The organism is Streptomyces sp. NPDC043746 (genome assembly GCF_056436485.1).
This window is the reverse complement of record NZ_JBWKCM010000015.1, coordinates 22338-46506: the sequence shown is the minus strand read 5'-3', so window position 1 is coordinate 46506 and position 24169 is coordinate 22338. Positions and strand designations below refer to the sequence as shown.

The window sequence follows — 24169 nt, the reverse complement described above, 5'->3', positions numbered from 1 at the left end:
GTCCGCCACCGTTGGCGTTGCCACCCTGGTCGCCACCGTTGGCGTTGCCACCCTGGTCGCCACCGTTGGCGTTGCCACCCTGGTCGCCACCGTTGGCGTTGCCACCCTGGTCGCCACCGTTGGCGTTACCGCCCTGGTCGCCACCCTCGGACGTGCCGCCCTGGTCGCCACCCTCGGACGTGCCACCCTGGTCGGCGCCGCCGATGGGGCTCTCACCGGACGCACCGCCCTGGTCGGCACCGCCGGCCGGGTTGTCGCCCGTCTGGATCGACACCTCGGCAATGCCGGTGTCGACGCCGATGCCGACCGCCTGCGCCGCACCCGCGGCGGTCAGCGAGGCACCTGCGGCAATAACCGCACCAGCGGCTATCCGCGCGACGCGAACGCGCGTCTTCTTCGTCATCTGTTGCTACCCCCAGTAGCTGATCTCGTCAGTGGAGCAGCCATATGCGAGCCACGGCGGCCCTCGGGGAATCGCTCATCGCTTTCGGCGAAGGCCACGTCATGTCGTGGTCACCCCCGCCGACCCCCGGTTCACACCCGTCCCAGACATACGCATGCTGCTCCAGCACCCTGGCCAGAGTTAAGGATTCCGTCAAGGCCGTTCCGTGCAGTACGCACCCTTATAGGGGTTCTTGACGACTATTCGGCAGCCCGACTGTGACGCATCGGGCACAGCTTCCCCTCAACTCGCCTCCCATCTCACCCCGGCGCGCCGAACGCGGAAGGGCCCGGACAGTTCCCTGTCCGGGCCCAACCCTCGTACGGCGGGAGGCTACTTCTCGCGCTGCTTGCGCCAGCGGATGCCGGCCTCGACGAAGCCGTCGATCTCGCCGTTGAAGACCGCCTCGGGGTTGCCCATCTCGAACTCCGTACGCAGGTCCTTGACCATCTGGTACGGGTGGAGGACGTACGAACGCATCTGGTTGCCCCAGGAGTTGCCGCCGTCGCCCTTGAGAGCGTTCATCTTCGCCTGCTCCTCCTGGCGGCGGCGCTCAAGGAGCTTGGCCTGGAGGACGTTCATCGCGGACGCCTTGTTCTGGATCTGCGAGCGCTCGTTCTGGCAGGAGACGACGATGCCGGTGGGCAGGTGGGTCAGACGGACCGCGGAGTCCGTGGTGTTGACGCCCTGTCCGCCGGGGCCCGAGGAGCGGTACACGTCGACGCGCAGCTCGGACTCGTCGATCTCGATGTGGTCGGTCTGCTCGACCACGGGGAGCACCTCGACGCCCGCGAAGGACGTCTGACGGCGGCCCTGGTTGTCGAAGGGCGAGATCCGGACCAGGCGGTGGGTGCCCTGCTCGACGGAGAGCGTGCCGTAGGCGTACGGGACCTGGACGGCGAAGGTGGTCGACTTGATGCCGGCCTCTTCGGCGTACGCCGTCTCGTAGATCTCGGTCTTGTAGTTGTGCTGCTCGGCCCAGCGGAGGTACATGCGCTGGAGCTTCTCGGCGAAGTCGGCGGCGTCGACGCCACCGGCCTCGGCGCGGATGGTGACGAGCGCCTCGCGGGCGTCGTACTCGCCGGACAGGAGGGTGCGCACCTCCATCTCGTCCAGCGCCTTCTTCACCGACTCCAGCTCGGCCTCGGCCTCGGCCAGCGCGTCGGCGTCGCCCTCGTCCTCGGCCAGCTCGAAGAGGACCCCGAGGTCGTCGATGCGACCGCGCAGTGCCTCGGCCTTGCGGACCTCGGCCTGGAGGTGCGAAAGCTTGCTGGTGATCTTCTGGGCCGCCTCCGGGTCGTCCCACAGAGACGGCGCCGCTGCCTGCTCCTCGAGCGCGGCGATGTCCGCCCTCAGCGCATCCAGGTCCAGGACGGCCTCGATCGACCCCATGGTCGAGGAGAGGGACTTCAGCTCTTCGGAAATATCGACGACTGCCACGGGTCCAGCGTAACGGCATGGCGGATGAAGCTCCGCCTCCCCCGGGAGCCCTGTCCCCGCGCAGGCGACCCCGCAGGGCTCCTACGGGGTCGCCGGGGCCGAGTTCTCGCTGTCCTGGGGGCCCGCCGGGTCCCCGTCGCCGCCGCCCGCGGCCAGCCAGCCGCCGACCGCCACCGCCCCGCAGAGCAGGACGGCCGCGGCGCCCAGGGTGATCCGGCGCTTGCGGACGGCCGCCGCCTTGTTGCGGGCGGAGCCGGGGCGCGGCTTTCCGGGCGCGCGCGGGGCGCGGGCGGTGCCGAGGGGGCCGCCGGCCAGCTCGTCGGGCGCGGGGACGCGCATGCTCGTGTGGGTGTCCCGGTTGGAGTCCGGGGCGGAGCCCGGCACCAGGGGGACCGCGCCCCGGCGGCGCGGCTCCTCCGCGGAGGGGGTGTACTGCTGCTCGTCGTACGCGGCCGGCTGCTGCTCCGCCTCGTCGCCGCCGGGCTCGTCCACGTCCAGCGGCGGGATGCCGGCCAGGAGCGGGAGCAGGTCGCGGAGGCGGGCGGCCAGCTCGGAGGCGCGCAGCCGGGAGGCGGGGGCCTTGGCCAGGCACTGGACGAGGAGCTGCCACAGCTCCTCGGGGATGCCGGGGAGCGGGACGACGGTCTCGGTGACATGGCGGCGCAGGACCGCGCCGGGGTGGCCGCCTCCGAAGGGGGTGAACCCGGCGAGCAGCTCGTAGAGCACGGTCGCGAGCGCGTAGATGTCCACGGCGGCGCGCGGCGGGAGGCCCTCGACGATCTCGGGGGCCAGGTAGTCCGGCGTACCGATGATCTTGGTGGCCTTGGTGCGGCGCGGGGTGTCGATGAGCTTGGCGACGCCGAAGTCGGTGAGCAGGGCCGGGTGGGCGCCGCCGGGGCCGAGGGGGCCCTCCATGTCGAGCAGGATGTTCTCCGGCTTGACGTCCCGGTGGACGATCTGGGCCTTGTGGGCGGCGGCCAGGCCGTCGGCCACGTCCGCGACGATCGCGACGGCGGCCTCGGGTGCGAGGCGGCGTTCGCGGTCCAGGCGGGTGCGCAGATCGGTGCCGCGTACGAGGGTCATGACCAGGGCGAGGTCGTTGCCGTCCACCACGAGGTCCCGGACGGCGACCACGTTGGGGTGGTCGAGCCCGAGCAGGGCGGTGCGTTCCTGTACGAAGCGGCCGACCAGCTCCTGGTCGGACGCGAGGTCCTCACGGAGCAGCTTGATGGCGACCGGCCCCTCGGGCCCTTCACCGAGCCACACCGTGCCGGCGCTGCCGCGCCCCAGGATCTGGTGGGCCGTGTACCGGCTGCCGATATTGCGTGCCAAGACTGCTCCCTCAGCGGCTGGCGGTGGACCCCCGGTCGACAAAGTTACGCGGCGCTCGGGGTGCTGCGTGCCCGGGATGGCACCGAACCGCACTTCTCCGGGCGGAATCCGCCCGGAGAAGTCGACAAAGGGACATGGTTTGCCCCGTCAGGCTCCGCCCGTGCCGCCGCCGGACTCGCCGGTGGCCTCACCGATCTGGGAGATCCAGTCGGTGACCTGGCCGATGGCGTCACCGATGGCTTCCCAGTACCCCTTGCCCTGGGCGACCCAGTCCTGAAGCGGGGTCAGCTCCCAGATGAGCCAGCCGGCGATGACCAGCAGCACCACGGTGAACAGGCAGCCCTTGAGGCAGCCGAGCCCGGGGATGCGCATCGGGTTGGCGCCGCGCTGCCTCGGCGGACGCGGTTCGCGCGGCGGGCGCGCGGCGGGCTGCTGAGGCTGCTGGGGTGGTTGCGGCTGGGGCGCGTACTGCTGCCGCTGGGGCTGCGGGGGCGCCTGGTAGCGCTGGGGCTGATGCTGCTGGTGTTGCGGGGCCGGGTACTGCTGCTGGAGCGGCTGCTGCGGGTGCTGCGGGGGCCGCTGCTGGGGCTGCTGACGCTGAGGAGGCTGCTGGGGCGCCTGGCGCTGGGGGCGGCGGCGCAGCGGGTCCTGGCTCGGGTCCAGGTACTGCACCTGCGTCTGCTCGTTGCGGTCGCGGGCGGCCTGGAGCTGGGACTGCCAGGGGTGCGGGCTGTCCGGCTGCCCGTCGGGGTGCTGCGGCGGAACGGGCGGCAGGACGGCGGTCGGATCGGCGTGGCCCTGGTTGCCACCGGGGCCGCTCTGCGGCAGCACGCTGGTGGCGGCGGCCGGGTCGTACGAGCCCGCGCTGCTCGGCAGCACCTGGGTCGGGTCGGCGGCGCCCGGGGTCTCCGGGACGGCGGTGGGCGCCGGGTCCGGGGCGAGCAGGGCGCCCACCCCTTCGGCGGCGGCGATCTGGGCCGAGTTGGCGTGGACGCCGATGCCGGCGGCGACCGTGCGCAGCGCACGGGCCAGGTTCTCGGCGCTGGGCCGCCGGTCCGGGTCCTTGCTCAGGCAGCGCTCTATGACCGTCCAGAGCGGTTCGGGGACGGTGGAGGGGCGGCGGGGTTCCTCGCTGAGGTGCCGGTGCAGGACTTCGAGGGCGGTGCCCCCGGCGAACGGCGGGCGGCCGGTGACCAGCTCGTACAGCAGGATGCCCGCGCCGTAGATGTCCACGGCGGAGGTCTGCGGGCGCCCCTCGGCGGACTCCGGGGCCACGTAGGCGGGGGTGCCGACGAACTCGTGGGTCCGGGTCAGCCCCGGGGAGTCCGCGAGCCGCGCGATCCCGAAGTCGGTGAGCATCGGGGTCATGCCGCCGTCGCGCTCGTCGAGCAGCACGTTGGCCGGCTTGAGGTCGCGGTGGACGACGCCGTCGGAGTGGCTGGCGGCGAGCGCGTCGGCGATCTGCGCGGTGAGCAGGGAGGCGGCGACCGGGGTTAGCGGGCCGTTGTCGCGGAGGTAGCGGTGCAGGTCGGGGCCGTCGATCAGGTCCATCACCAGGGCGAGGAGATCGCCCTCGACGACCAGGTCGCGGGTGCGCACGATGTTCGGGTGCGTGAGCCTCAGGAGGACCGAGCGCTCCCGCAGGAACCGCATCACGACGTCCGCGTCGTTGGCCAGCTCCTCCTTGAGGACCTTGATCGCCACGGTCTCGCCGGGCTGACCGGCGACGGCCGCCTCGGCGCCCGCGGCCTCCCGCTGGCGGGCTCGCCAGACGGTGCCCGTGGCGCCGCGTCCGAGCGGCTCCTCGAGCAGGTACTTGCTGCCTACCGGCCGCACGTCATGCGCTCCCTGCTGATCGTGGTGCTTGCGGTCCCCCGGGGCCCGCCCGGATGTCCGGCCCAGTGCTCCGGCCCGGATGTCCCGGCCCACTCTAATGCCGCCGGACGAGGGGGCGGGATGGCTCTTGGGGAGAGGTTCCGAAGGTCGCGTTTCGGGGGAAGACGCGCAGACCGGACGGTTGGTTGCCGCGGGCGGCCGGAGCGCGAACCGGCGCGGGGCGGGGCGCGGGGGTGCGCTCGCGCTCCGGAGCGCTCAGAAGCGACGGGAAGAAGCGCGGGAGGAGCCGGGGAGAGGGGTCGGGAAGGGCCGGGGAGAGGGGTCGGGAAGGGCCGGGGAGAGGGGTCGGGAAGGGCCGGGGAGAGGGGTCGGGAACCGGACGCAAGCGGGCACTTTTGCGCCCACAGCCGACCATTCAAGATCATTTGAAGGTGACCGCCGGGCGTGTTGTCGGTGGCAGGTGCGAGGATGCCTCCAAGCACGGATCTGACGGGTCGGGAGCCCGGGGTCCGTGACGACCTGTACGGACGACCTGTCCGTGCCGGGCGGGGGGAATCACAGGGCGTTTCCCCTGCCGGGCACCCCGCGCAGAAGGGACCGCCGACGGCGATGCAGATCCGGCTGACCGTCCTCGCGCCGCGCAGCGGCCAGACCCCGGCGCGCGCCTGCGATGTGCTCGTCACCGCCCCCGCCGGGACGGCACTGGCCGCGGTCGCCTCCGGCCTCGCCCAGGCGGTCTCCGGGCCCGAGGGGTCCCAGGGCGGCGGGGCGGTGGTCCTCTTCGCCGGGCGGGAGCGGCTGGACGCCCAGCGGATAGCCCTCGGTGAGCCGCCGCTGGTGGACGGGACGGTGCTCTCGCTCCAGGTCCCCGGCGAGGACGAGGCGACGGACGACGCCGTTCCGGCCCGGCTCCACGTGGTCGCCGGGCCGGACGCAGGCGGGGTCCACCTGCTGCACGGCGGGCAGATCCGGATCGGCCGCTCCGCCGAGGCCGACGTCCCGCTGGACGACCCGGACGTGTCCCGGCTGCACTGCGCGGTGACGGTGGCGGAGGACGGCCGGGTCTCGGTCGCGGACCTCGGCTCGACGAACGGCACCTCCCTGGACGGCGCGGAGGTCCGCGACCGGCCCGTCCGCTTCCCGCCCGGCGCCCTGCTGCGGCTCGGTGAGTCGACCCTCCGGCTCACGGCGGACCCGCGCACGGCGACCCTGCCGACGGCCCCGGACGGCGAGGGCCACCTGCGGGTGAGCCGCGCGGAGTCGGCCTCGCACGGGCCGGTCCACCAGGGTCCGGGGGCGGCCGGGGCCTTCGGCGCCGGGTCCGGCGGGTTCGGCGGGCCCGGGGTGCTCGGCGAGGGGGCGGGCCCGGCGTACGGGGATCGGGCGGGGGCCCGTGCCTCCGACGCCTCCCGCGCGGAACCGGTGGCGTACGGCTACGAGGGCCAGGAGCCCGGCCCCGGTCACAGCGCTCCCGGCACGGGATCGTCCCAGCGCGCGCCCGAAGGCGGGGAGGCGCCCCGGCGTGGCGGCATAGGCGCCTGGGCCCGGCGGCTCAAGGGCGGTGGCGGCGGCAGGGGCGGCGAGCAGACGCAGAGGGCGGAGCGGCCGGGCCGGGAGGGGCGGCCGGAGACCGATCACTCCTACGGCGATGGCCACGGCCACACGGCGAGGGCCTCGGGCTCGGGCACGTACGCCTCGAGCGGGTATGCGCCCGGTTCACCCGCTTCCGCCGGTTCATCCGGTTCCGTCGGTGCTTCCGGCGGCTCCTTCGAACCCTTCGGCGCTGCGGATTCCTCCGGTTCCTCGGGTTCCTTCGGTGCCGGTGGTGACTCCGGTCATCTGGCCTCGCCCGTGTCGCCGCTCTCGCCCTTCTCCGCCGTGCCGTCCGCGCCCGAGGGCACCTGGCCGGACCCGGCGGCGGTGCTGCTGACGGCGCTGGGCCCGGGGCCCCGCCTGTGGGAGCGCCACGACGGGCACCCGGAGGCGCTGGTGGTACGGCTCGGGACGACCGACCGGGCCGATGTGCCGTCGGTGCCGGTGACGGTGGGGCTGCGGGAGGCCGGTTCGCTCGGGCTCGCCGGGCCGCGCGCCCGGCTGGCGGGGCTGGCCCGTGCCACGGTGGCGCAGCTCGCTGCCCTGCACTCCCCCTTCGACCTGGAGATCGTGCTCATCTCCACGGACCGCTCCCGCTCCCTGGACGAGCGGCGGCGGGAGTGGTCCTGGCTGGGGTGGCTGCCGCATCTGCGCCCGATGCACGGGCAGGACTGCCGGCTCCTCCTCGCGTACGACCGTGAGCAGGCGGCCGCCCGGACGGCCGAGCTGGTCCGCCGCCTGGACGAGGGCCCGCTCGGCCCCGGCTGGCCGAACCTGGACCGCGCCGAGGTGGCCGACGCCGCCCGGGCGCACAAGGGCCCGCACACGGTGGTCGTGCTGGACGGCGACCCCGGTACGGCTGCGCTGCGCGAGGCGACGGCCCGGCTGGCCGGTGCGGGGGCGGCGGCCGGGATCCATCTGATCTGTCTGGCGGAGACCCCGGCGGCCTCGCCCACCTCCCCGGTGGCCGCGACGTACGACGCCGCCTGCCGGGCCTCGATCGCCTTCCGCGAGTGCGGGGCGGTCGCGATGCTGAGCGGCGATGTGGCGACGGCGTTGCGGCTGCTGCGTACGGCGGGCGGTCGGGCGGCGGGCCACGGCACGGTGGCGGCGGTGGACGCGGTGTCGGCGGCCTGGGCCGAGCGGTTCGGGCGGGCGCTGGCGCCCCTGCGCGACGAGGGTTCGGCCGCGCTGGCGGGCCGCCCGACGACGGCCGCGCTGCCGCCCTCGGCCCGGCTGCTGGACGAGCTGGGTCTGGCCCGCGCGACCCCGGCGTCGCTCATGGCCCGCTGGGCCTCCACGGCGGAGGACCAGCCGGGCGCCTCGGTCCCCCGCCCCGCCGCCGCCCCCTCCCGGACGGACCTGGAGGGCCCCGGCTCGGGCCGCACCCTGAGTGCGGGCCCCCGCGTGGGCCCCCAGCGCACGGCAACCGAGGCCCGCCGCCCCCAGGACACCCCAGGATCGGCCCGTACGCCCTACCCGGGGACGGACGACCGGCGCTCGGGGCGCACCCCGCACCCGGGGACGGGTGCTCGGGACTCCGGCCGCACCCCGTACCCAGGAGCCGGCAACCGAGAGTCCAGTCGCACGCCGTACCCGGGGACGGACAGCCGGGGTTCGGGCCGCACGCCGTACCCGGGCGCGGGCGACCGGGACTCCGGCCGCACCCCGTACCCGGGCTCGGACGCCAGGGACTCCACCGGCACGCCGTACCCCTCGACCGCACACCAGGACTCCGGGCGTACGCCGTACCCGGGGACGGACAGCCGGGGTTCGGGCCGCACGCCCTACCCGGGCGCGGGCGACCGGGACTCCGGCCGCACCCCGTACCCAGGAGCCGGCAACCGGGAGTCCAGTCGCACGCTGTACCCGGACACGGACGACCTGGACTACGGGCGCACCCCGTACCCGGTCCCCGAAGCCCGGGGCTCCGGCCGGACGCCGTACCCGCGGGCGGACAGCCGGAGCTCGGCCCGCACCCCCTACCCGGGCACGGAAAGCAGGAACTCCAGCCGCACGCCGTACCCCGGCACCCACGCGCGGGACGCGGAGCGCACCCCCTACTCCGGCGCCGACGGCCGCGACTCCAGCCGCGTCCCCGGGATCGGCCCGCAGGGCGGGGAGGCTCCGGGGCACGCGCCGCAGGCGGGTGACTCCGGTCGGCCCGTGCTCGTGCTCGGCGCCGGGCCCCGGGGGCCCCTCAGCGTCGATCTCGCCGACGAGGGGCCGCACCTGCTCATCGAGGGTCCTGCCGGGAGCGGGCGCACCGAGTTGCTGCGGGCCGTCGCGGCCTCGCTCGCCTCCTCCGCCCGGCCCGACCGGCTCGGCATCCTCCTGGTCGACGGCGCCGGCGGGAAGCCCGAGGAGCGCGGCGAGGGGCTGCTCCCCTGTACGGAGCTGCCGCACGTCTTCACCCACCTCGTCGCCTCCGACCCGGTCCGGATGCGGGAGTTCGCGCAGGCCCTGGGCGGTGAGCTGAAGCGCCGCGCCGAGCTGCTCGGGCCCCTGGACTTCGCCACCTGGCACGCCCGCCACGCGGAGGCGGCCGAGCAGGCGGATCCCCGGCGGGTCGTGAGCAGGCGTCCGCCGAGCAGCGCCGAGGGCCGGGGCGACCTGGACTCCCCGGCCAGCGGGACCCTGCGGCTGCGCCCGGTCGCCGCCCGGGCGTCGGACCCGGGGCCCTCCCCGCTGCCGCGCCTGGTGGTGCTGGCCGACGACTTCGACGCACTGGTCGCCCCGGGGCTCGGCAGCCCCGGCCGGCCCGCCGCCGGTTCCGTGGTACGGGCGCTGGAGGCCGTGGCCCGGGACGGCGGCCGACTCGGGGTGCACCTGGTGGCCACCTCGGCGCGCCCGGACCGCACGGAGGACACGGAGCTGGCCCGTGGGGCGAGGCTGCGCATCGTGCTGGACGCCCCCGTCCTGCCGCCCTCCCCGGACGAACCGGCCCCGGGCCGGGGCAGGCTGGGACACCCGGACGGCCGGGTGACCCCGTTCCAGGGGGGCAGGGTCACGGGCCGCATCCCGCGTACGGCGACGCTGCGGCCCACCGTCGTACCGCTGGAGTGGGAGCGGATGGGCGACCCTCCGACCCGCCGCCCGGTCCGCGAGCTGGGCAACGGCCCGACGGACCTGGCCCTGCTCGCCAGCGCCCTGGAGCGCGCGGCCCGTTCGGTGAACGCCGAGCGGCTGTCCCCGCTGATCCCGTTCCCGACGTGAGCCGGTGAGCCGGTGAGCCGGTGAGCCGGTGAGCCCGACTACGCACCCCCGCCGTGAGCCCGAAGGCCCCGGAGCCCGTAGACCCGCGCACACCCCGACCCGACCCCCGCAACACACCCCCGACCTGCCACTCCTGCCCCCGCCCAACCCCCGCCCACCCCCTTCCTCACCTCATTCCGCCACATCCCCCGCCATGTGCTGACGCGACGTCACGAGCCCATCACGATCAACGCGTTGGGCCAGGCTGCGGTATTGCGGGGCCGGTGCGCCGAGCGTAGGACTGTGCGCACGGACGACGCGGGCCCGGGGCGACGACAGCGTGGTCGGGCGCGTACGGAAGAGACGGGGCAGAGATGCGGACAACCCTTTCCCTACGCAGGGCGGCCCTCGTCTTCACGGCGGTCGGCGCGCTGGCGCTGACCGGCTGCGGGGACGACGGCGGTGCGAAGAAGTCGGGCGGCGGGACGGACAAGGGCACGGACAGCGCCCCCACCGTCACCCTGCCGAAGCTGGACGGCGAGAACATCTCCGTCGCCGCGGTCTGGACAGGGCCCGAGCAGGCCAACTTCACCAAGGTGCTGGGCGAGTTCGAGAAGCGTACGGGGGCGAAGGTCAGCTTCGTCCCGGCCCAGGACCCGATCGTCAACTTCCTCGGTACGAAGATCGCGGGCGGCGAGCCCCCGGACGTCGCGATGATCCCGCAGGTCGGCGCCATCCAGCAGGCGGTGGCCAGGAAGTGGGCCAAGCCGGTCGGTGAGGAAGCCAAGGCCCAGCTGACCAAGAACTACGCCAAGGTCTGGCAGGACCTCGGCGCGGTCGACGGCACGCAGTACGGGGTGTACTTCAAGGCCGCCAACAAGTCGCTGATCTGGTACAACGCGGCGGCGTTCGACAACGCGGGCGCGAGTGAGCCGAAGACCTGGAAGGACTTCATCACCACCGCGGAGACCATATCCGCCTCCGGTGTCACCCCGGTCTCCGTCGCGGGCGCCGACGGCTGGACGCTCACCGACTGGTTCGAGAACGTCTACCTCTCCCAGGCGGGCCCGGAGAAGTACGACCAGCTGGCCCGGCACGAGATCCCGTGGACCGACCCGTCGGTCAAGGACGCGCTGACCACGCTGGCCGAGCTGTTCGGCAGGCCGGAGCTGATCGCGGGCGGCGCGGACGGGGCTCTCCAGACGGAGTTCCCGGCCTCGGTGACCCAGACGTTCACCGGGGGCGACCAGCCCAAGGGCGCCATGGTCTTCGAGGGCGACTTCGTCTCCATCAACATCGCGCAGACCGAGGCGAAGATCGGTACGGACGCGAAGGTCTTCCCGTTCCCGGCGGTCGGCGCGGACTCCCCCGTGGTGACCGGCGGCGACGCGGCCGTGGCGCTGAAGGACAGCAAGGGCGCCCAGGCGCTGCTGACCTGGCTGGCCTCGGCGGACGCGGCGAGGATCTGGGCCGAGGCGGGCGGGTTCATCTCGCCCAACAGGAACCTGGACTCGGCCGCGTACCCCAACGACGTGCAGCGCACGATGGCCGAGGCGCTCGTCGGGGCCGGGGACGACGTCCGCTTCGACATGTCCGACCAGGCCCCGCAGTCGTTCGGCGGGACGCCCGGGAAGGGCCAGTGGAAGATCCTCCAGGACTTCCTGAAGAACCCGAAGGACATCGCGGGGGCTCAAGCGAAGCTGGAGTCCGAGGCCGCCAAGGCGTACAAGGGCTGACGCGGTGGCGACGACGAACGCGGAGGGCGCCGGCGCGGCGCCCTCCGCCTCCACGGACCAGCCCCCGTCCCCGAGGCCCGGGGCCCGGGGCGTGACCGGGACCCGCAAGGTCATCGCGGCCGCGTTCCTGCTCCCCGCGCTGGTGCTGCTCGGCGCGCTGGTGGTCTACCCGATCGGCTACTCGGTCTACCGGTCGTTCTTCGACCAGGCCGGTACGGGCTTCGCCGGGATCGACAACTACACGGCGCTCTTCACCGACGACACGATCCTCACCGCGGTGAAGAACAACGCCATCTGGGTGGTCTTCGCCCCGACCGTCGCGACCGCGCTGGGCCTGATCTTCGCGGTGCTGACCGAACGCATCCGCTGGGGCACGGCGTTCAAGCTGATCGTCTTCATGCCGATGGCGATCTCGATGCTGGCGGCGGGCATCATCTTCCGGCTCGTCTACGACCAGGCGCCCGAGCGCGGGGTGGCCAACGCCGTCGCGGTGAGCGTGCACGACGTGTTCAGCGAGTCGGCCGGCTTCCCCAAGGCGCGGCCGCTGCCCGTCCATCCGCTGGAGAAGGGCGAGGACGGGTCGTACGTCTCCAAGGAACCGGTACGGGCGGGGGTGCCGGTCCAGGTGCCGCTGGTCGGCGTGGCCCCGGCCGCGATGCCCGCCGACGCCCGCCCCGCCCAGGCCGACCCGGTGGCGGACGGGGACGCGATCACCGGCACCGCCTGGCTGGACTTCACCCGGGGCGGCGGCGGGAAGCCCAATGTCGTCGACCCCCAGGAGCTGGGGCTGAAGGGACTGAAGGTGGAGGCGGTCCGGGACGGCAGGGTCGTCGCCACCGCGACCGCCGGGGCCGACGGGGTGTTCACCCTGCCCGCGTCGGCGGACGGGGCCCGACTGCGGCTGCCCGCGGACAACTTCCGCGAGCCGTACAACGGGGTCGACTGGCTCGGCCCGACACTCGTGACCCCCGCGATCATCGGGAGCTACGTGTGGATGTGGGCCGGGTTCGCGATGGTGCTGATCGCGGCCGGTCTGGCCGGGCTGCCGCGCGAACTCCTGGAGGCGGCCCGGGTGGACGGCGCCAACGAGTGGCAGGTGTTCCGCCGGATCACCGTCCCGATGCTGGCGCCCGTGCTGGCGGTGGTGCTGGTGACGCTGATGATCAACGTGCTGAAGGTCTTCGACCTGGTCTTCATCATCGCGCCGGGCTCCACCCAGGACGACGCCAACGTCCTGGCCCTCCAGCTGTACCGCTCCTCCTTCGGCACGGACGCCGACCTGGGCATCGGCAGCGCCATCGCGGTGCTTCTGCTGCTCCTGGTGCTGCCGGTGATGCTGTTCAACATCCGGCGGATACGGAAGGAGAGGCAGCGATGAGTACGCCCACCAAGCCCGGACCCACCCGGTCCCTCGGTGCCCGGATCGCCGCCCGGGCCGGCGGCGGGGTGATACGGGTCCTCCTGGTCCTGGTCGCCCTGTTCTGGATCATGCCGACGATCGGGCTGTTCCTCTCCTCGCTCCGGGGGTCCGAGGACATCGCCGCCACCGGCTGGTGGCAGGTCCTCACCGCCCCGTCCGAGCTGACCTTCTCCAACTACCAGCGCCTGCTGGACAATTCGACGATCACCGGCTCGCTCCTCAACACCGTGATGATCACCGTCCCGTCCACCGTCCTGGTGGTGGTGATCGGCTCGTTCGCCGGATACGCCTTCGCCTGGCTGGACTTTCCCGGCCGGGACTGGTGGTTCCTCGTGGTCGTCGGCCTGTTGGTGGTGCCCGTGCAGGTCGCCCTGATCCCGGTCTCCGAACTCTTCGGCACCCTGGGGATCTTCGAGACGACGCTCGGGGTGGTCCTGTTCCACACGGCCTTCGGGCTGCCGTTCGCGATCTTCCTGCTGCGGAACTTCTTCGCGCAGATCCCTCGCGAACTGCTGGAGGCGGCGCGGCTCGACGGGGCGGGCGAGATCCGCCTCTTCACCCGGGTCGTGATGCCGCTGGGCGGTCCGGCGATCGCCTCGCTCGGGATCTTCCAGTTCCTGTGGGTGTGGAACGACATGCTGGTGGCGCTGATCTTCGCGGGCTCCGACTCGCCGCCGATCACCGTGGCGTTGCAGCAGCAGGTGAGGCAGTTCGGCAACAACATCGACGTACTGGCGCCGGGCGCGTTCGTGTCGATGGTGATCCCCCTCGCGGTGTTCTTCGCCTTCCAGCGACAGTTCGTCTCGGGCGTCATGGCGGGGGCGGTCAAGTAGCCGGTCGAGTGGCCTCGTGAGGAAGCCTGTTGACCGGACCGTTCGTACGGCGGCACGTACAGCCGTACGAACGGTCCGAGGCGGCCCCGTTCTCCGGGACCGGGCCGCCTCACCGCGCACCCCCCGCGGGCCGCCGGGCCCTCCACCGGGACGGCCGCCCCGCGCGCCCTGCGGGGCCCGGTCCTCGCCCCTGAGCGGCGGAACAACGGCCGGCCGACCATCGTGGCGGGACCGGCGCTCCGGTCGAGAAGCGGAGCGTACGGTGCACGGATCCAGCGCGAGGCGCACCGACCCGGCGCCCGGCGCACCACCACGTCGGCCGCCGCGTCCCCGCGCACGTACCCGTTCCCGCTCACCGTCACCGTCCTCTCCGTAGGTGGCGCGGGCGGCGCCTGGGACGAGGCGCCGCGCGCGCACGCCGCGTCGTCACGGACGACCACCTGCACGCCCGGTTCGAGCGGCGCCCCGGACGGACGGCCGTCCAGCTGGCACTGCCCCCCGCTCGGCCGCCTCGGCACCGGCCCGACCGGCACCCCCTACTCCGACGGCCGGCATCTCGCCACCTGGCGCACCGGTCGGCCCAACGGCCGGTACTGCCCTCCCCAGCCGCTTCGCACCCCGTTGCCACGCAGGTCACCGGCGTACGGGGCGAGGTGCTGGAGGCCGGGCCGCCCGTCGGCGACGTGCTGGTCACGGAGTACGCGGGGCCGGTGTCCGACGTCACGCTGGCGGGCCTCCCGATGCTCATCCACCGAACGGCACGGGCCTCCCCATGCTCCTGCACACGGACGGCCCGGAGCCCCACCGGGACACCGTGCGCGGCGTCTGCCCGGGCTTTCGGGGCCCGGGCGCCGGGTCCGCTGCCGGTTCGCCTCCCTGCTTCCCCCGGAAGAGTGGCGGCCGGGAGGGACCGGCCCGGACACGGAACCCATGTGCTGTGTCCCTCCCCTCTTCCGCCACCCCCGCCCCGTCCGACGCTCCTCCCTCCGCGCCCCCGCGCGCGGGGGCCGACGGCGTCGACGAGTACGTCGTAGCGCCCCGGTGGCTGCCCTCGCCCTACGTCCTGCTGGGCGGTCTGCTGTGGGCGGTGCTCTCGGCGGCGGCCTGGCAGGTGCCCATGTGCTGCGAGGCCGGGCTGAACGCGGCCGTCGTCGAACGGCTGCGCGTCAGCCTGCTGCACCCCGCGTTCCCGATGACGGACCTGCCCGCCGTCGCCAGCGCGCACTACTCCCCGTACGCCGTGCTCCAGGGCCTGGCCGCCCGGGCGAGCGGGCTCTCCGGGCAGACCGTGCTGGCACTGTCGGCGGCGGTGGACCTGGCGCTGCTGCTGACCGGGATCGGCCGACTGGCCCGCGTGCTGACCCCGAACCGCTGGGTGCCGGTCCTCGCCCTGATCCCGCTGGCCCTGATCCACTGGGCCGACCCGGGACGGTGGAGCGCGCCGAGCACGTTCGCGGTGGCGGTCACCCTGCATCTGTGGGCGTGGACCGGGCGCGCGGTCACCCGGGTCCCCCGCCCGGTCGCCGGGCGACTGCCGGGGCGGTCCCCCCGGTGGGCGGAGGCGGCCGGGATCGGGGTGCTGCTCGGGCTCGTCCTGCTGGTGCATCCGCCGACGGCGTTCGGGGCGGCGCTTGGCGTGGTCGCGCTGGTCGCGGTGGTGCAGCGGACCCGGATCAGGCCGACGGTACGGCGGTGGGCGCTGGCCGGGCTCTGTGCGGCGTCCGTGGCGGCGGCGTGGCCGTACTACAACGGGCTCACCGCCGAGCAGGCCCGCCCTTCGGCCGGGACCACGAGCGGCCCGGCGACCGGCGGGGCCCCGGTGACCGGGGAGCCGTACACCTGGGCCACCGCGCACATCCCGCCCGGTGAGGTGGTGCTGACGGACAGCCGCCCGGCGATGTACGCGCTGGCCGGGCACGGGGCGTACGTCCTCGCGGAAGGACTGCCGGACGCGGGGCTCCCGGCGGCGGAGCGACAGGCCCGGGGCCGGGCGGTGGCGGAGTATCTGAAGGCGGCGACCCCGCAGGAGGAGCGGGACCGGATCACCGGGCGCTACGGGGTGCGGTGGGTGTTGCTGACCCGGCTCCAGAAGCTGCCGGGGGACGCGTCGGTGCTGGCCTACAGCCCGCGTACGGGAGAGGTGCTGGCGCGCGTACCGGAGCGGTGACGTTTCCGTACGGGCAGGACGTCGGCGCGTACCGGAGCCGTGAGCGCACCGGCGGGGCTCGCGTACCGGAGCCGTGAGCGCACCGGCGGGGCTCGCGTACCGGAGCGGTGAGCGCACCGGCGGGGCTCGCGTACCGGAGCGGTGAGCGCACCGGCGGGGCTCGGTGCCCGCCGGAAGACCGAACCCGCTCCCTGGAAGGCCGGCTGACCCCCAGCAGGACCGCCTGAGCGCCCGGCCGGCAGGCCGGATCGGCCCGGTTCCCGCGGGGCCGACTCCCTCCAGCGGGATCGGTTGCGCCCCGCCGGGGCCGGCCCGGCCCCCCCCATGGGACCTGCTCAGCTCCCGGCCGGGTCACCGCTCCGGAGGGCGGCGACCGCCGAGGTGGCCAGATCGTCCAGGTACCCCTTCGGCAGCTCGCCCCGGACCACGACCAGGCGCCAGTAGAGCGGTCCGACGATCAGGTCGAGCGCCCGGTCCGGATCGCTCCCCTCGGGCAGCTCGCCCCGGGCCACCGCCTCCCGCACCACCACGGCGGCGACGCCCTGCTGCTGGTCGAGGAGGGCGGCCTTGATCGCCTCGGAGATCTCCGGATTGCGGGCGGCCTCCACCAGCAGGTCCGGGATGACCTGCGAGGCGACCGGGTGGCGCAGGGCATAGGCGGCGAGTTCCAGGACGGCGCGCACATCGCCGTACAGCGAACCGGTGGCCGGGGCGGGCATCCCCTGCGCGGCGACGGCCGCGACCAGGTCGAGGACGAGAGCGAGCTTGGACTTCCAGCGGCGGTAGACGGCGGTCTTGCCGACGCCCGCGCGCCGCGCGATGCCCTCGATGGACATCCGGGCGAACCCCACCGCGGCCAGCTCCTCGAAGACGGCCGCGCGGATGGCGTCGGTGACGTCCTCGCGCAGGACGGCGGCGCCCGCGGGGGCGCGGCGGCGGGTTCCGCGTTCGGTGGTCATGGCCCGAATGATAGTGCGCCACGACGGGACGGTTGCGTTGCGACGTACAAGCGTCCTACTCTCGGCGTTACGACGATACGGTCCCGTCCCAACGAGGGCGTCCCTACGAGGCCGTACCGTCCCTCCTCCACCTTCCGCCCTCTTCCTCCCGCTTCTGCCGCTTCTTCCCCCTCCCCTCCTTCGCCGAAAGTGATCGTTCGTGGTGAGCCAGACAGCAGCCCCGCCACCCCCGGTGAGCACCCCCGCGCCGGGCGCCCCCACCTACGCTCCCGGCGAGCTGGCGGCCCTCGCCGCCCGACACGGGCTGAAGGTGAGCGGAGCCCGGCCCTCGCTGCCGGCGTACGTCGGGCAGCTCTGGGGCCGACGACACTTCATCTCCGCGTTCGCGACGGCCAAGCTGACGGCCCAGTACAGCCAGGCGAAGCTGGGCCAGATCTGGCAGATCATGACGCCGCTGCTGAACGCGGCGGTCTACTACTTCATCTTCGGTGTCCTGCTGAACACCAGGCACGGGGTGGAGGACTTCGTCCCGTTCCTGGTGACCGGGGTCTTCGTCTGGACCTTCACCAGCAGCTCGATCACCGCGGGCACCCGGGCGATCAGCGGCAACATCGGGCTGGTCCGGGCCCTGCACTTCCCCCGGGCCTCGCTGCCGGTGGCGCTGGCGCTCCAGCAGTTGCAGCAGCTGCTGTTCTCCTTGGGCGCGCTGGCGCTGATCCTGCTGGCCTTCGGGCAGTACCCGCGCCCGTCCTGGCTGCTGGCGGTCCCGGCCCTCGCCCTCCAGGCGGTGTTCAACACCGGAGTCTCGATGGCGGTGGCACGGCTGACGGCGAAGACCCCGGACATCGCGCAGCTGATGCCGTTCGTGCTGCGGACCTGGATGTACGCGTCCGGGGTGATGTGGAGCCTGGAACAGCTGCTGGCGGGCGACCGGGTGCCGCACGCGGTGATGGTGGCGCTGGAGTACAACCCGGCGGCGCTCTCCATCAACCTCATGCGGTTCGCGCTCATCGACAGCTACGGCGCGGGGCAGCTGCCGCCGCACGCGTGGGCGGTCTCGGCGGGGTGGGCGCTGCTGTGCGGGGTGGCGGGGTTCGTGTACTTCTGGAAGGCGGAGGAGACGTACGGACGTGGCTGAGCCCAAGGACATCGCCGACGACCTCCGCGTCCCGACCGTCGTGGTGGACGACGTCCACATCTCGTACACGGTCAACGGCGCCCGCACGGGCAGGGGCAGCGCGACCTCGGCGCTCAGCCGGATCGCCTCGCGCCGCCGTACCCCCGGCGCACGCCAGGTGCACGCCGTGAAGGGGGTCAGCTTCGCCGCGTACAAGGGTGAGGCGATCGGATTGATCGGCTCCAACGGCTCGGGCAAGTCGACGCTGCTCAAGGCCATCGCGGGGCTGCTCCCGCCGAGCCGGGGCAAGGTCCACACCCGGGGCCAGCCGTCGCTGCTCGGGGTGAACGCGGCCCTGATGGGCGATCTGACGGGCGAGCGGAACGTGGTGCTGGGCGGGCTGGCGATGGGGATGACGCGCGAGCAGATCCGCGAACGCTACGACGACATCGTCGACTTCTCCGGCATCAACGAGAAGGGCGACTTCATCACGCTGCCGATGCGGACGTACTCCTCCGGCATGGGCGCCCGCCTCCGCTTCTCCATCGCGGCGGCCAAGAGCCATGACGTGCTCCTGATCGACGAGGCGCTCTCCACGGGCGACGCGAAGTTCCAGCGCCGCAGCAAGGACCGCATCCAGGAGTTGCGCGCCGAGGCGGGCACGGTCTTCCTGGTCAGCCACAGCAACAAGTCCATCACCGAGACCTGCGACCGGGCCCTGTGGCTGGAGGCGGGCACCCTGCGGATGGACGGCCCGGCGAAGGAAGTGGTGGCGGCGTACGAGGCGTTCACGAAGCGCGCGTAGGGGCTGTCCCCACGCGCTCCCCCAGCCCGTCCGCACGCATCCAGCCCGTCCGGCGCTTGAGGACATCTTTCAGCCCGTCAGGCGTTCGAGGACGGACCTCCACGCCGAGGGGGCCGGCGCCACCGACGGCACCGGCCCCCTCACCCCGTACGGCAACGCCTACGCGTGCGTACGCAACAACGTCCGCATCGTCCGCATGGCCACCGACAGATTCGCCAGATCGAACGCGTCCGACCCCTGGATCTCCTCCAGCGTCGACCGCGACCGCGCCAGGATCGCCGCGTTCTTCTCCTCCCACGCCCGGAACCGCTCCTCCGGCGTGGAGGTCCCGTTCCCCACGCTCAGCACGTCCGCCGTGAGCGCCGCGTGCGCCGCGTACAGGTCCTCGCGGATCGATGCACGGGCCATGGACTGCCAGCGGTCGGCCCGCGGCAGCTCGATGATCCGGTCCATGAGCTGGGTGATCCGCAGCCGGTCCGCCAGGTCGTAGTAGACCTCCGCGACCTCCAGCGGGTCCTTGCCCGTGCGGTCCGCGATGGCGACGATGTCCAGCGCCGGGAAGGCGGAGGAGAATCCGGCGACCCGGACCGCCAGCTCGCTCGGCACCCCGGCGGCCGTCAGCTCGTCCAGGATCGAGTGGTACCAGTCCAGGTCGGCACCGCGCAGCAGCTTGGGCAGCTCGTTCCAGACCTGCTCGACCCCGTCCCGGAACCCTTCGATGGTCTCCGCGATGGCGACGGGCTGCGGCCGGTTGCCCAGCAGCCAGCGTGAACCGCGCTCGACCAGGCGCCGCGAGTGCAGCCGGATCCGGGTCTGGACATCGGCGGCGACCTGGTTGTCCAGGGCCTCGACCGCGTCCCACACCTGAGCGAGTCCGAAGATCTCGCGGGCCGTGAACTGGGCCCGTACGATCTCCTCGATCGACGCCCCGGTCTCCTCCCGCAGCCGGTGCAGGAAGGTCGAACCGGCGGTGTTCACCGTGTCGTTGACCAGCACCGTCGTGATGATCTCGCGGCGCAGCGCGTGCCCGTCCACCGCCTCGGGGAACCGCTCGCGCAGCTCGCTCGGGAAGTAGGCGTGCACGAGCTTCTGGAGGTGCGGGTCGTCGGGCAGGACGGTGGAGATCAACTCGTCCGCCGTCGTGATCTTGGTGTAGGCGAGCAGCACGGCCAGCTCGGGCTGGGTGAGTCCGGTGTCGTTGCCCAGCAGCTCGCGGATGTGCCGGTCGGCGGGGAGGAACTCCAGGTCCCGGTCGAGCGCCCCGTCCCGCTCCAGGCGGCGCATGAAGCGCTGCTGGGCGTGGAGGAGGGAGGGGGCCTGGGCGGAGGCGTTGGCGAGGGCGACGTTCTGCGCGTAGTTGTTGCGCAGGACGAGCGCGCCGACCTCTTCGGTCATGTCGGCCAGCAGCTTGTTGCGCTGCTTGACGGTCATGTCGCCGTCCCGGACCAGCCCGTTGAGCAGGATCTTGATGTTCACCTCGTGGTCGGAGGTGTCCACCCCGGCGCTGTTGTCGATCGCGTCGGTGTTGATCCGGCCGCCGCTGCGGGCGAACTCGATCCGGCCGAGCTGGGTGGCGCCCAGGTTGCCGCCCTCGCCGACGACCTTGGCCCGCAGCTCCTCGCCGTTGACGCGGATCGCGTCGTTGGCCTTGTCACCGACGTCGGCGTTCGACTCGGAGACGGCCTTGATGTACGTGCCGATGCCGCCGTTCCACAGCAGGTCGACGGGGGACTTGAGGATGGCCTGCATCAGCTCGGCGGGCGTCATCTTGCTGACCGAGGCGTCGATGCCGAGCGCCTCGCGGACGTGGTTGTTCAGCGGGATCGACTTGGCGCTGCGCGGGTGGATGCCGCCGCCCGCGGAGAGCAGGTCGGTGTCGTAGTCGGCCCAGGAGCTGCGGGGCAGCTCGAAGAGGCGGCGGCGCTCGGCGTACGAGGTGGCCGCGTCCGGGGCCGGGTCGATGAAGATGTGCCGGTGGTCGAAGGCGGCGACCAGGCGGATGTGCTCGGAGAGCAGCATGCCGTTGCCGAACACGTCACCGGACATGTCCCCGACGCCGACGACGGTGAAGTCCTGGGTCTGGGTGTCGTGGCCCAGCTCCCGGAAGTGCCGCTTGACGGACTCCCAGGCGCCCCGGGCGGTGATGCCCATGCCCTTGTGGTCGTATCCGGCCGAACCGCCGGAGGCGAACGCGTCCCCGAGCCAGAAGCCGTAGGTGACGGCGACCTCGTTGGCGATGTCGGAGAAGCTGGCGGTGCCCTTGTCGGCGGCGACGACGAGGTAGGTGTCGTCCTCGTCGTGGCGGACGACGTCGGCGGGCGGCACGACCTCGCCGGCCACCATGTTGTCGGTGATGTCGAGGAGCGCCGAGATGAAGGTGCGGTAGGCGGCGATGCCCTCCGCGAACCAGGCGTCCCGGTCCACGGACGGGTCCGGGAGCTGCTTGGCGACGAAGCCGCCCTTGGCGCCGACGGGCACGATGACGGTGTTCTTCACCATCTGCGCCTTGACCAGGCCGAGCACCTCCGTACGGAAGTCCTCCCGCCGGTCCGACCAGCGCAGACCACCGCGGGCGACCTTGCCGAAGCGCAGGTGGACGCCCTCCACGCGCGGCGAGTAGACCCAGATCTCGTACGCGGGGCGGGGCGCGGGCAGGTCCGGGATGGCCTGCGGGTCGAACTTCATCGAGACGTACGCGTGCGGGGTGCCGTCGTCCGCGTTCTGGAAGAAGTTGGTGCGCAGGGTCGCCTTGATGACGGTGAGGAAGGAGCGCAGGATGCGGTCCTCGTCGAGCGAGGCGACCTGGTCCAGGGCCCCGTCCAGCTCCTCCAGGAGCCCGTCGGTCAGCTCGGTGCCCGCCCGCTGGCGGCCGGGCGACATCCGGGCCTCGAAGAGCGAGACGAGCAGCCGGGTGGTGTGGACGTTGTTGCGGAGCGTGGACTCCATGTAGTCCTGGCTGAAGGTCGAACCGGCCTGCCGCAGGTACTTCGCGTAGGCGCGCAGCACCATGGCCTGGCGCCAGTTCAGCCCGGCGCCGAGCACCAGCGCGTTGAAGCCGTCGTTCTCCGCCTCGCCCTTCCAGACGGCGGCGAACGCCTCCTGGAAGCGGTCGCGCGCGTCGTCGGCGAGGTGGCCGCCGCTGCCGGCCTGCGGCATCCGCAGCCCGAAGTCGTAGATCCAGGCGTGCGTGCGGTCGGCGCAGCGCAGCTCGTAGGGGCGCTCGTCGACGACCTCGACGCCGAGCTGCTGGAGGGCCGGGAGGACGGCGGAGAGGGAGACCTGCTCGCCGGTCCGGTAGATCTTGAAGCGGCGCTCGCCGGGGCCCGCGCCGACCGGCTCGTACAGGCTGAGGGCGAAGTCGTTGTGGCCCTCCTTGAGGGTCTCCAGGTGGACCAGGTCGGCCACGGCGGCGCGCGGCGAGTGGTCGGCCTTGTAGCCCTCGGGGAAGGAGTGGCCGTACTGGCGCTGGAGTTCGGCGGCGCGCTCCTCGCCCAGTTCGGCGTTGAGGGCCTCTCCGAAGCCGTCGGCCCAGGAGCGGGCGGCCTCGACGAGGCGGGCCTCGATGCGGTCGGCGTCGGCGTCCGTGAGATGCGGCAGTTCGGTGCCCGGGGGGACCCGGATGACGAAGTGCAGCCGGGAGAGGATCGATTCGGTGTTCCAGGCGGTGAAGTCGACGCTGGTGCCGCCCAGCTCCTCCTTGAGGATGTCGATCAGCCGCAGGCGTACGCCGGTGGTGTACCGGTCGCGCGGGAGGTAGACGATCGCGGAGTAGTAGCGCCCGTACTCGTCCTGGCGCAGGTAGAGCCGGAGTCGGCGGCGCTCCTGGAGGTAGAGCACGGAGGTGACGACGGCGCGGAGTTGGTCGACGGGGGTCTGGAACAGCTCGTCGCGCGGGTAGGTCTCCAGGATCTGGAGCAGGTCGCGGCCGTCGTGGCTGTTGTACGAGAAGCCCGCGCCCTCCACCACTTCGGCGACCTTGCGGCGGATGACGGGCACCCGGCGCACGGACTCGGTGTAGGCGGCGGAGGAGAAGAGGCCGAGGAAGCGGCGCTCACCGACGACGTTGCCCTTGGCGTCGAACCTCTTCACTCCGACGTAGTCGAGGTAGCTGGGGCGGTGCACGGTGGCCCGGCTGTTGGCCTTCGTCAGGACCAGCAGCTTGTGCTCGCGGGCCTTGGCGCGGGCGTCGGCGGGGAGCCGGTCGAAGGACGGGCTGACCGGGTGGTCCTCGTCCACGCTGTGCTGCGGGTCGGAGCGGAGGATGCCGAGGCCGGTGCCGGGTACGGCGGCGAGGGCGTCGCTGTCCTTCAGCTCGTATTCGCGGTAGCCGAGGAAGGTGAAGTGGTCGGCGGCGAGCCAGCGCAGCAGCTCGCGGGCCTCCTCGACCTCCTCGTCGGGGAGGTCGTCGAGCGGCTCGCCCGGCAGGTCGTCGGCGATCCGGAGGGCGGCGTCGCGCATCTTCCCCCAGTCCTCGACGGCCTCCCGTACGTCGGACAGGACGCGGCGCAGGTCGGTGGTGATCTGCTGGAGGTCGGCGCGGTCGGTCTCGCGGTCGATCTCGACGTGGATCCAGGACTCGACGAGCGCGTCGTGCGGCAGCTCGGCCTTGGTGCTCCGGCCCGCCTTGAAGGCCTTCGGGGTGCCGGGGCCCCCGGAGAGGACCTCGATGAGCTTGCCGGTGACATCGCGGCGGACGGTGACCTGTGGGTGGATCACGACGTGGATGCCGCGGCCCTGCCGGGACAGCTCGTTGGTGACGGAGTCGACCAGGAACGGCATGTCGTCCGTGACGACCTCGACGATCGAGTGGCTGCAGGTCCAGCCGTTCTCCTCGACGGTCGGCGTGTGCACGCGGACGTTGGCGGTGCCCTGCGGACGGTTCTCGGCGAGCCGGTAGTGCGAGGCGGCGGCGCCGTAGACGTCTTCCGGGTCCCGGCCGCTGAGGTCCTCGGGAGCCGTATGCAGGTAGTAGCGCTGAAGGTAGGCGAGCGCCGCGTCCTGACGTGGACGGGCGTCCTCGTCGGCGGCGACCCGCACCCGGGGGGTACCGCCCGGGCCACCGACACCACCGCCCGAGGCGTTGTCAGCTACCTGGGCAGCCCGTGCGAGCAGCTCGGCCTTGGCTTCGTCCAGCTTGGTCTGCATGTCCTCTGGCTCCTGTCGCGCGCCGTTGCGTGACGTAGGTGAGAAAGGCGACGTACCGCCACGACACAGGGGTTCCGGTCGGGGTCGACGCTATGCCGCTTCGAGAGTCACCCGGGACCGTGTGGGCCGTGCGTGGCGGCCGGTCCGGG

12 protein-coding genes and 1 pseudogene are annotated in these 24169 nt (G+C 73.2%); 7 read left to right on the top strand and 6 right to left on the bottom strand.

The features are described 5' to 3' along the window. The 4 genes and pseudogenes from AC0682_RS17865 to AC0682_RS17850 all read right to left on the bottom strand — a co-directional run. Positions 1-403: pseudogene (locus AC0682_RS17865) on the bottom strand (hypothetical protein); the annotation flags it as partial. Positions 404-775: 372 nt separating this feature from the next. Continuing rightward, positions 776-1882, bottom strand: a complete 1107-nt coding sequence (gene prfB / locus AC0682_RS17860) for a peptide chain release factor 2 (RefSeq protein ID WP_254812450.1) — start codon at positions 1880-1882, stop codon at positions 776-778. A gap of 81 nt (positions 1883-1963) precedes the next feature. Further along, positions 1964-3214 (bottom strand): serine/threonine-protein kinase, encoded by a 1251-nt coding sequence (locus AC0682_RS17855; RefSeq protein ID WP_254812449.1) that lies wholly within the window; start codon positions 3212-3214, stop codon positions 1964-1966. A gap of 147 nt (positions 3215-3361) precedes the next feature. Further along, on the bottom strand, positions 3362-5050 hold the full coding sequence (locus AC0682_RS17850) for a serine/threonine-protein kinase (protein WP_254812448.1): 1689 nt from the start codon (positions 5048-5050) through the stop codon (positions 3362-3364). A 609-nt stretch (positions 5051-5659) separates the two neighbouring features. Between AC0682_RS17850 and AC0682_RS17845 the strand changes: the two genes are divergently transcribed. The 5 genes from AC0682_RS17845 to AC0682_RS17825 all read left to right on the top strand — a co-directional run bounded on the left by AC0682_RS17845 (position 5660) and on the right by AC0682_RS17825 (position 15994). After that, positions 5660-9859, top strand: a complete 4200-nt coding sequence (locus tag AC0682_RS17845) for an FHA domain-containing protein (RefSeq protein ID WP_478533793.1) — start codon at positions 5660-5662, stop codon at positions 9857-9859. A gap of 353 nt (positions 9860-10212) precedes the next feature. Further along, positions 10213-11574: an ABC transporter substrate-binding protein gene (locus AC0682_RS17840; RefSeq protein ID WP_478533791.1), complete on the top strand. Its 1362-nt coding sequence runs from the start codon at positions 10213-10215 to the stop codon at positions 11572-11574. A 91-nt stretch (positions 11575-11665) separates the two neighbouring features. Further along, a complete protein-coding gene (locus tag AC0682_RS17835; protein ID WP_367891567.1) occupies positions 11666-12952 on the top strand; it encodes a carbohydrate ABC transporter permease in 1287 nt (428 codons plus the stop codon). Next, positions 12949-13827, top strand: a complete 879-nt coding sequence (locus tag AC0682_RS17830) for a carbohydrate ABC transporter permease (protein WP_478533789.1) — start codon at positions 12949-12951, stop codon at positions 13825-13827. The genes AC0682_RS17835 and AC0682_RS17830 overlap by 4 nt, the downstream gene beginning before the upstream one ends. A gap of 937 nt (positions 13828-14764) precedes the next feature. Further along, on the top strand, positions 14765-15994 hold the full coding sequence (locus tag AC0682_RS17825) for a hypothetical protein (RefSeq protein WP_478533788.1): 1230 nt from the start codon (positions 14765-14767) through the stop codon (positions 15992-15994). A gap of 335 nt (positions 15995-16329) precedes the next feature. On the opposite strand, the gene AC0682_RS17820 is transcribed toward AC0682_RS17825, so the two are convergent. After that, positions 16330-16953 (bottom strand): TetR/AcrR family transcriptional regulator, encoded by a 624-nt coding sequence (locus AC0682_RS17820; RefSeq protein WP_478533787.1) that lies wholly within the window; start codon positions 16951-16953, stop codon positions 16330-16332. Between the two features lie 232 nt (positions 16954-17185). Here AC0682_RS17820 and AC0682_RS17815 point away from each other — a divergent pair, with 232 nt between their 5' ends. Both AC0682_RS17815 and AC0682_RS17810 read left to right on the top strand, forming a co-directional pair. After that, positions 17186-18091 carry an ABC transporter permease gene (locus AC0682_RS17815; protein WP_478533909.1) on the top strand — a complete coding sequence of 302 codons (906 nt, stop codon included), beginning with the start codon at positions 17186-17188 and terminating at the stop codon, positions 18089-18091. A gap of 10 nt (positions 18092-18101) precedes the next feature. After that, complete coding sequence (locus AC0682_RS17810) at positions 18102-18875, top strand: ABC transporter ATP-binding protein (protein ID WP_478533907.1); 774 nt, start codon at positions 18102-18104, stop codon at positions 18873-18875. Between the two features lie 159 nt (positions 18876-19034). On the opposite strand, the gene AC0682_RS17805 is transcribed toward AC0682_RS17810, so the two are convergent. After that, the gene (locus tag AC0682_RS17805) at positions 19035-24020 is read right to left on the bottom strand and encodes an NAD-glutamate dehydrogenase (RefSeq protein WP_478533785.1); all 4986 of its coding nucleotides are present in this window, start codon (positions 24018-24020) and stop codon (positions 19035-19037) included. Positions 24021-24169: the final 149 nt, after the last annotated feature.

What these genes read in the sequence shown, in the direction of transcription:
- AC0682_RS17805 (WP_478533785.1), bottom strand. Translation starts at nt 24,020, where the DNA reads ATGCAGACCAAGCTGGACGAAGCCAAGGCCGAGCTGCTCGCACGGGCT.
- AC0682_RS17845 (WP_478533793.1), top strand. Translation starts at nt 5,660, where the DNA reads ATGCAGATCCGGCTGACCGTCCTCGCGCCGCGCAGCGGCCAGACCCCG.
- AC0682_RS17830 (WP_478533789.1), top strand. Translation starts at nt 12,949, where the DNA reads ATGAGTACGCCCACCAAGCCCGGACCCACCCGGTCCCTCGGTGCCCGG.
- AC0682_RS17820 (WP_478533787.1), bottom strand. Translation starts at nt 16,953, where the DNA reads ATGACCACCGAACGCGGAACCCGCCGCCGCGCCCCCGCGGGCGCCGCC.
- AC0682_RS17840 (WP_478533791.1), top strand. Translation starts at nt 10,213, where the DNA reads ATGCGGACAACCCTTTCCCTACGCAGGGCGGCCCTCGTCTTCACGGCG.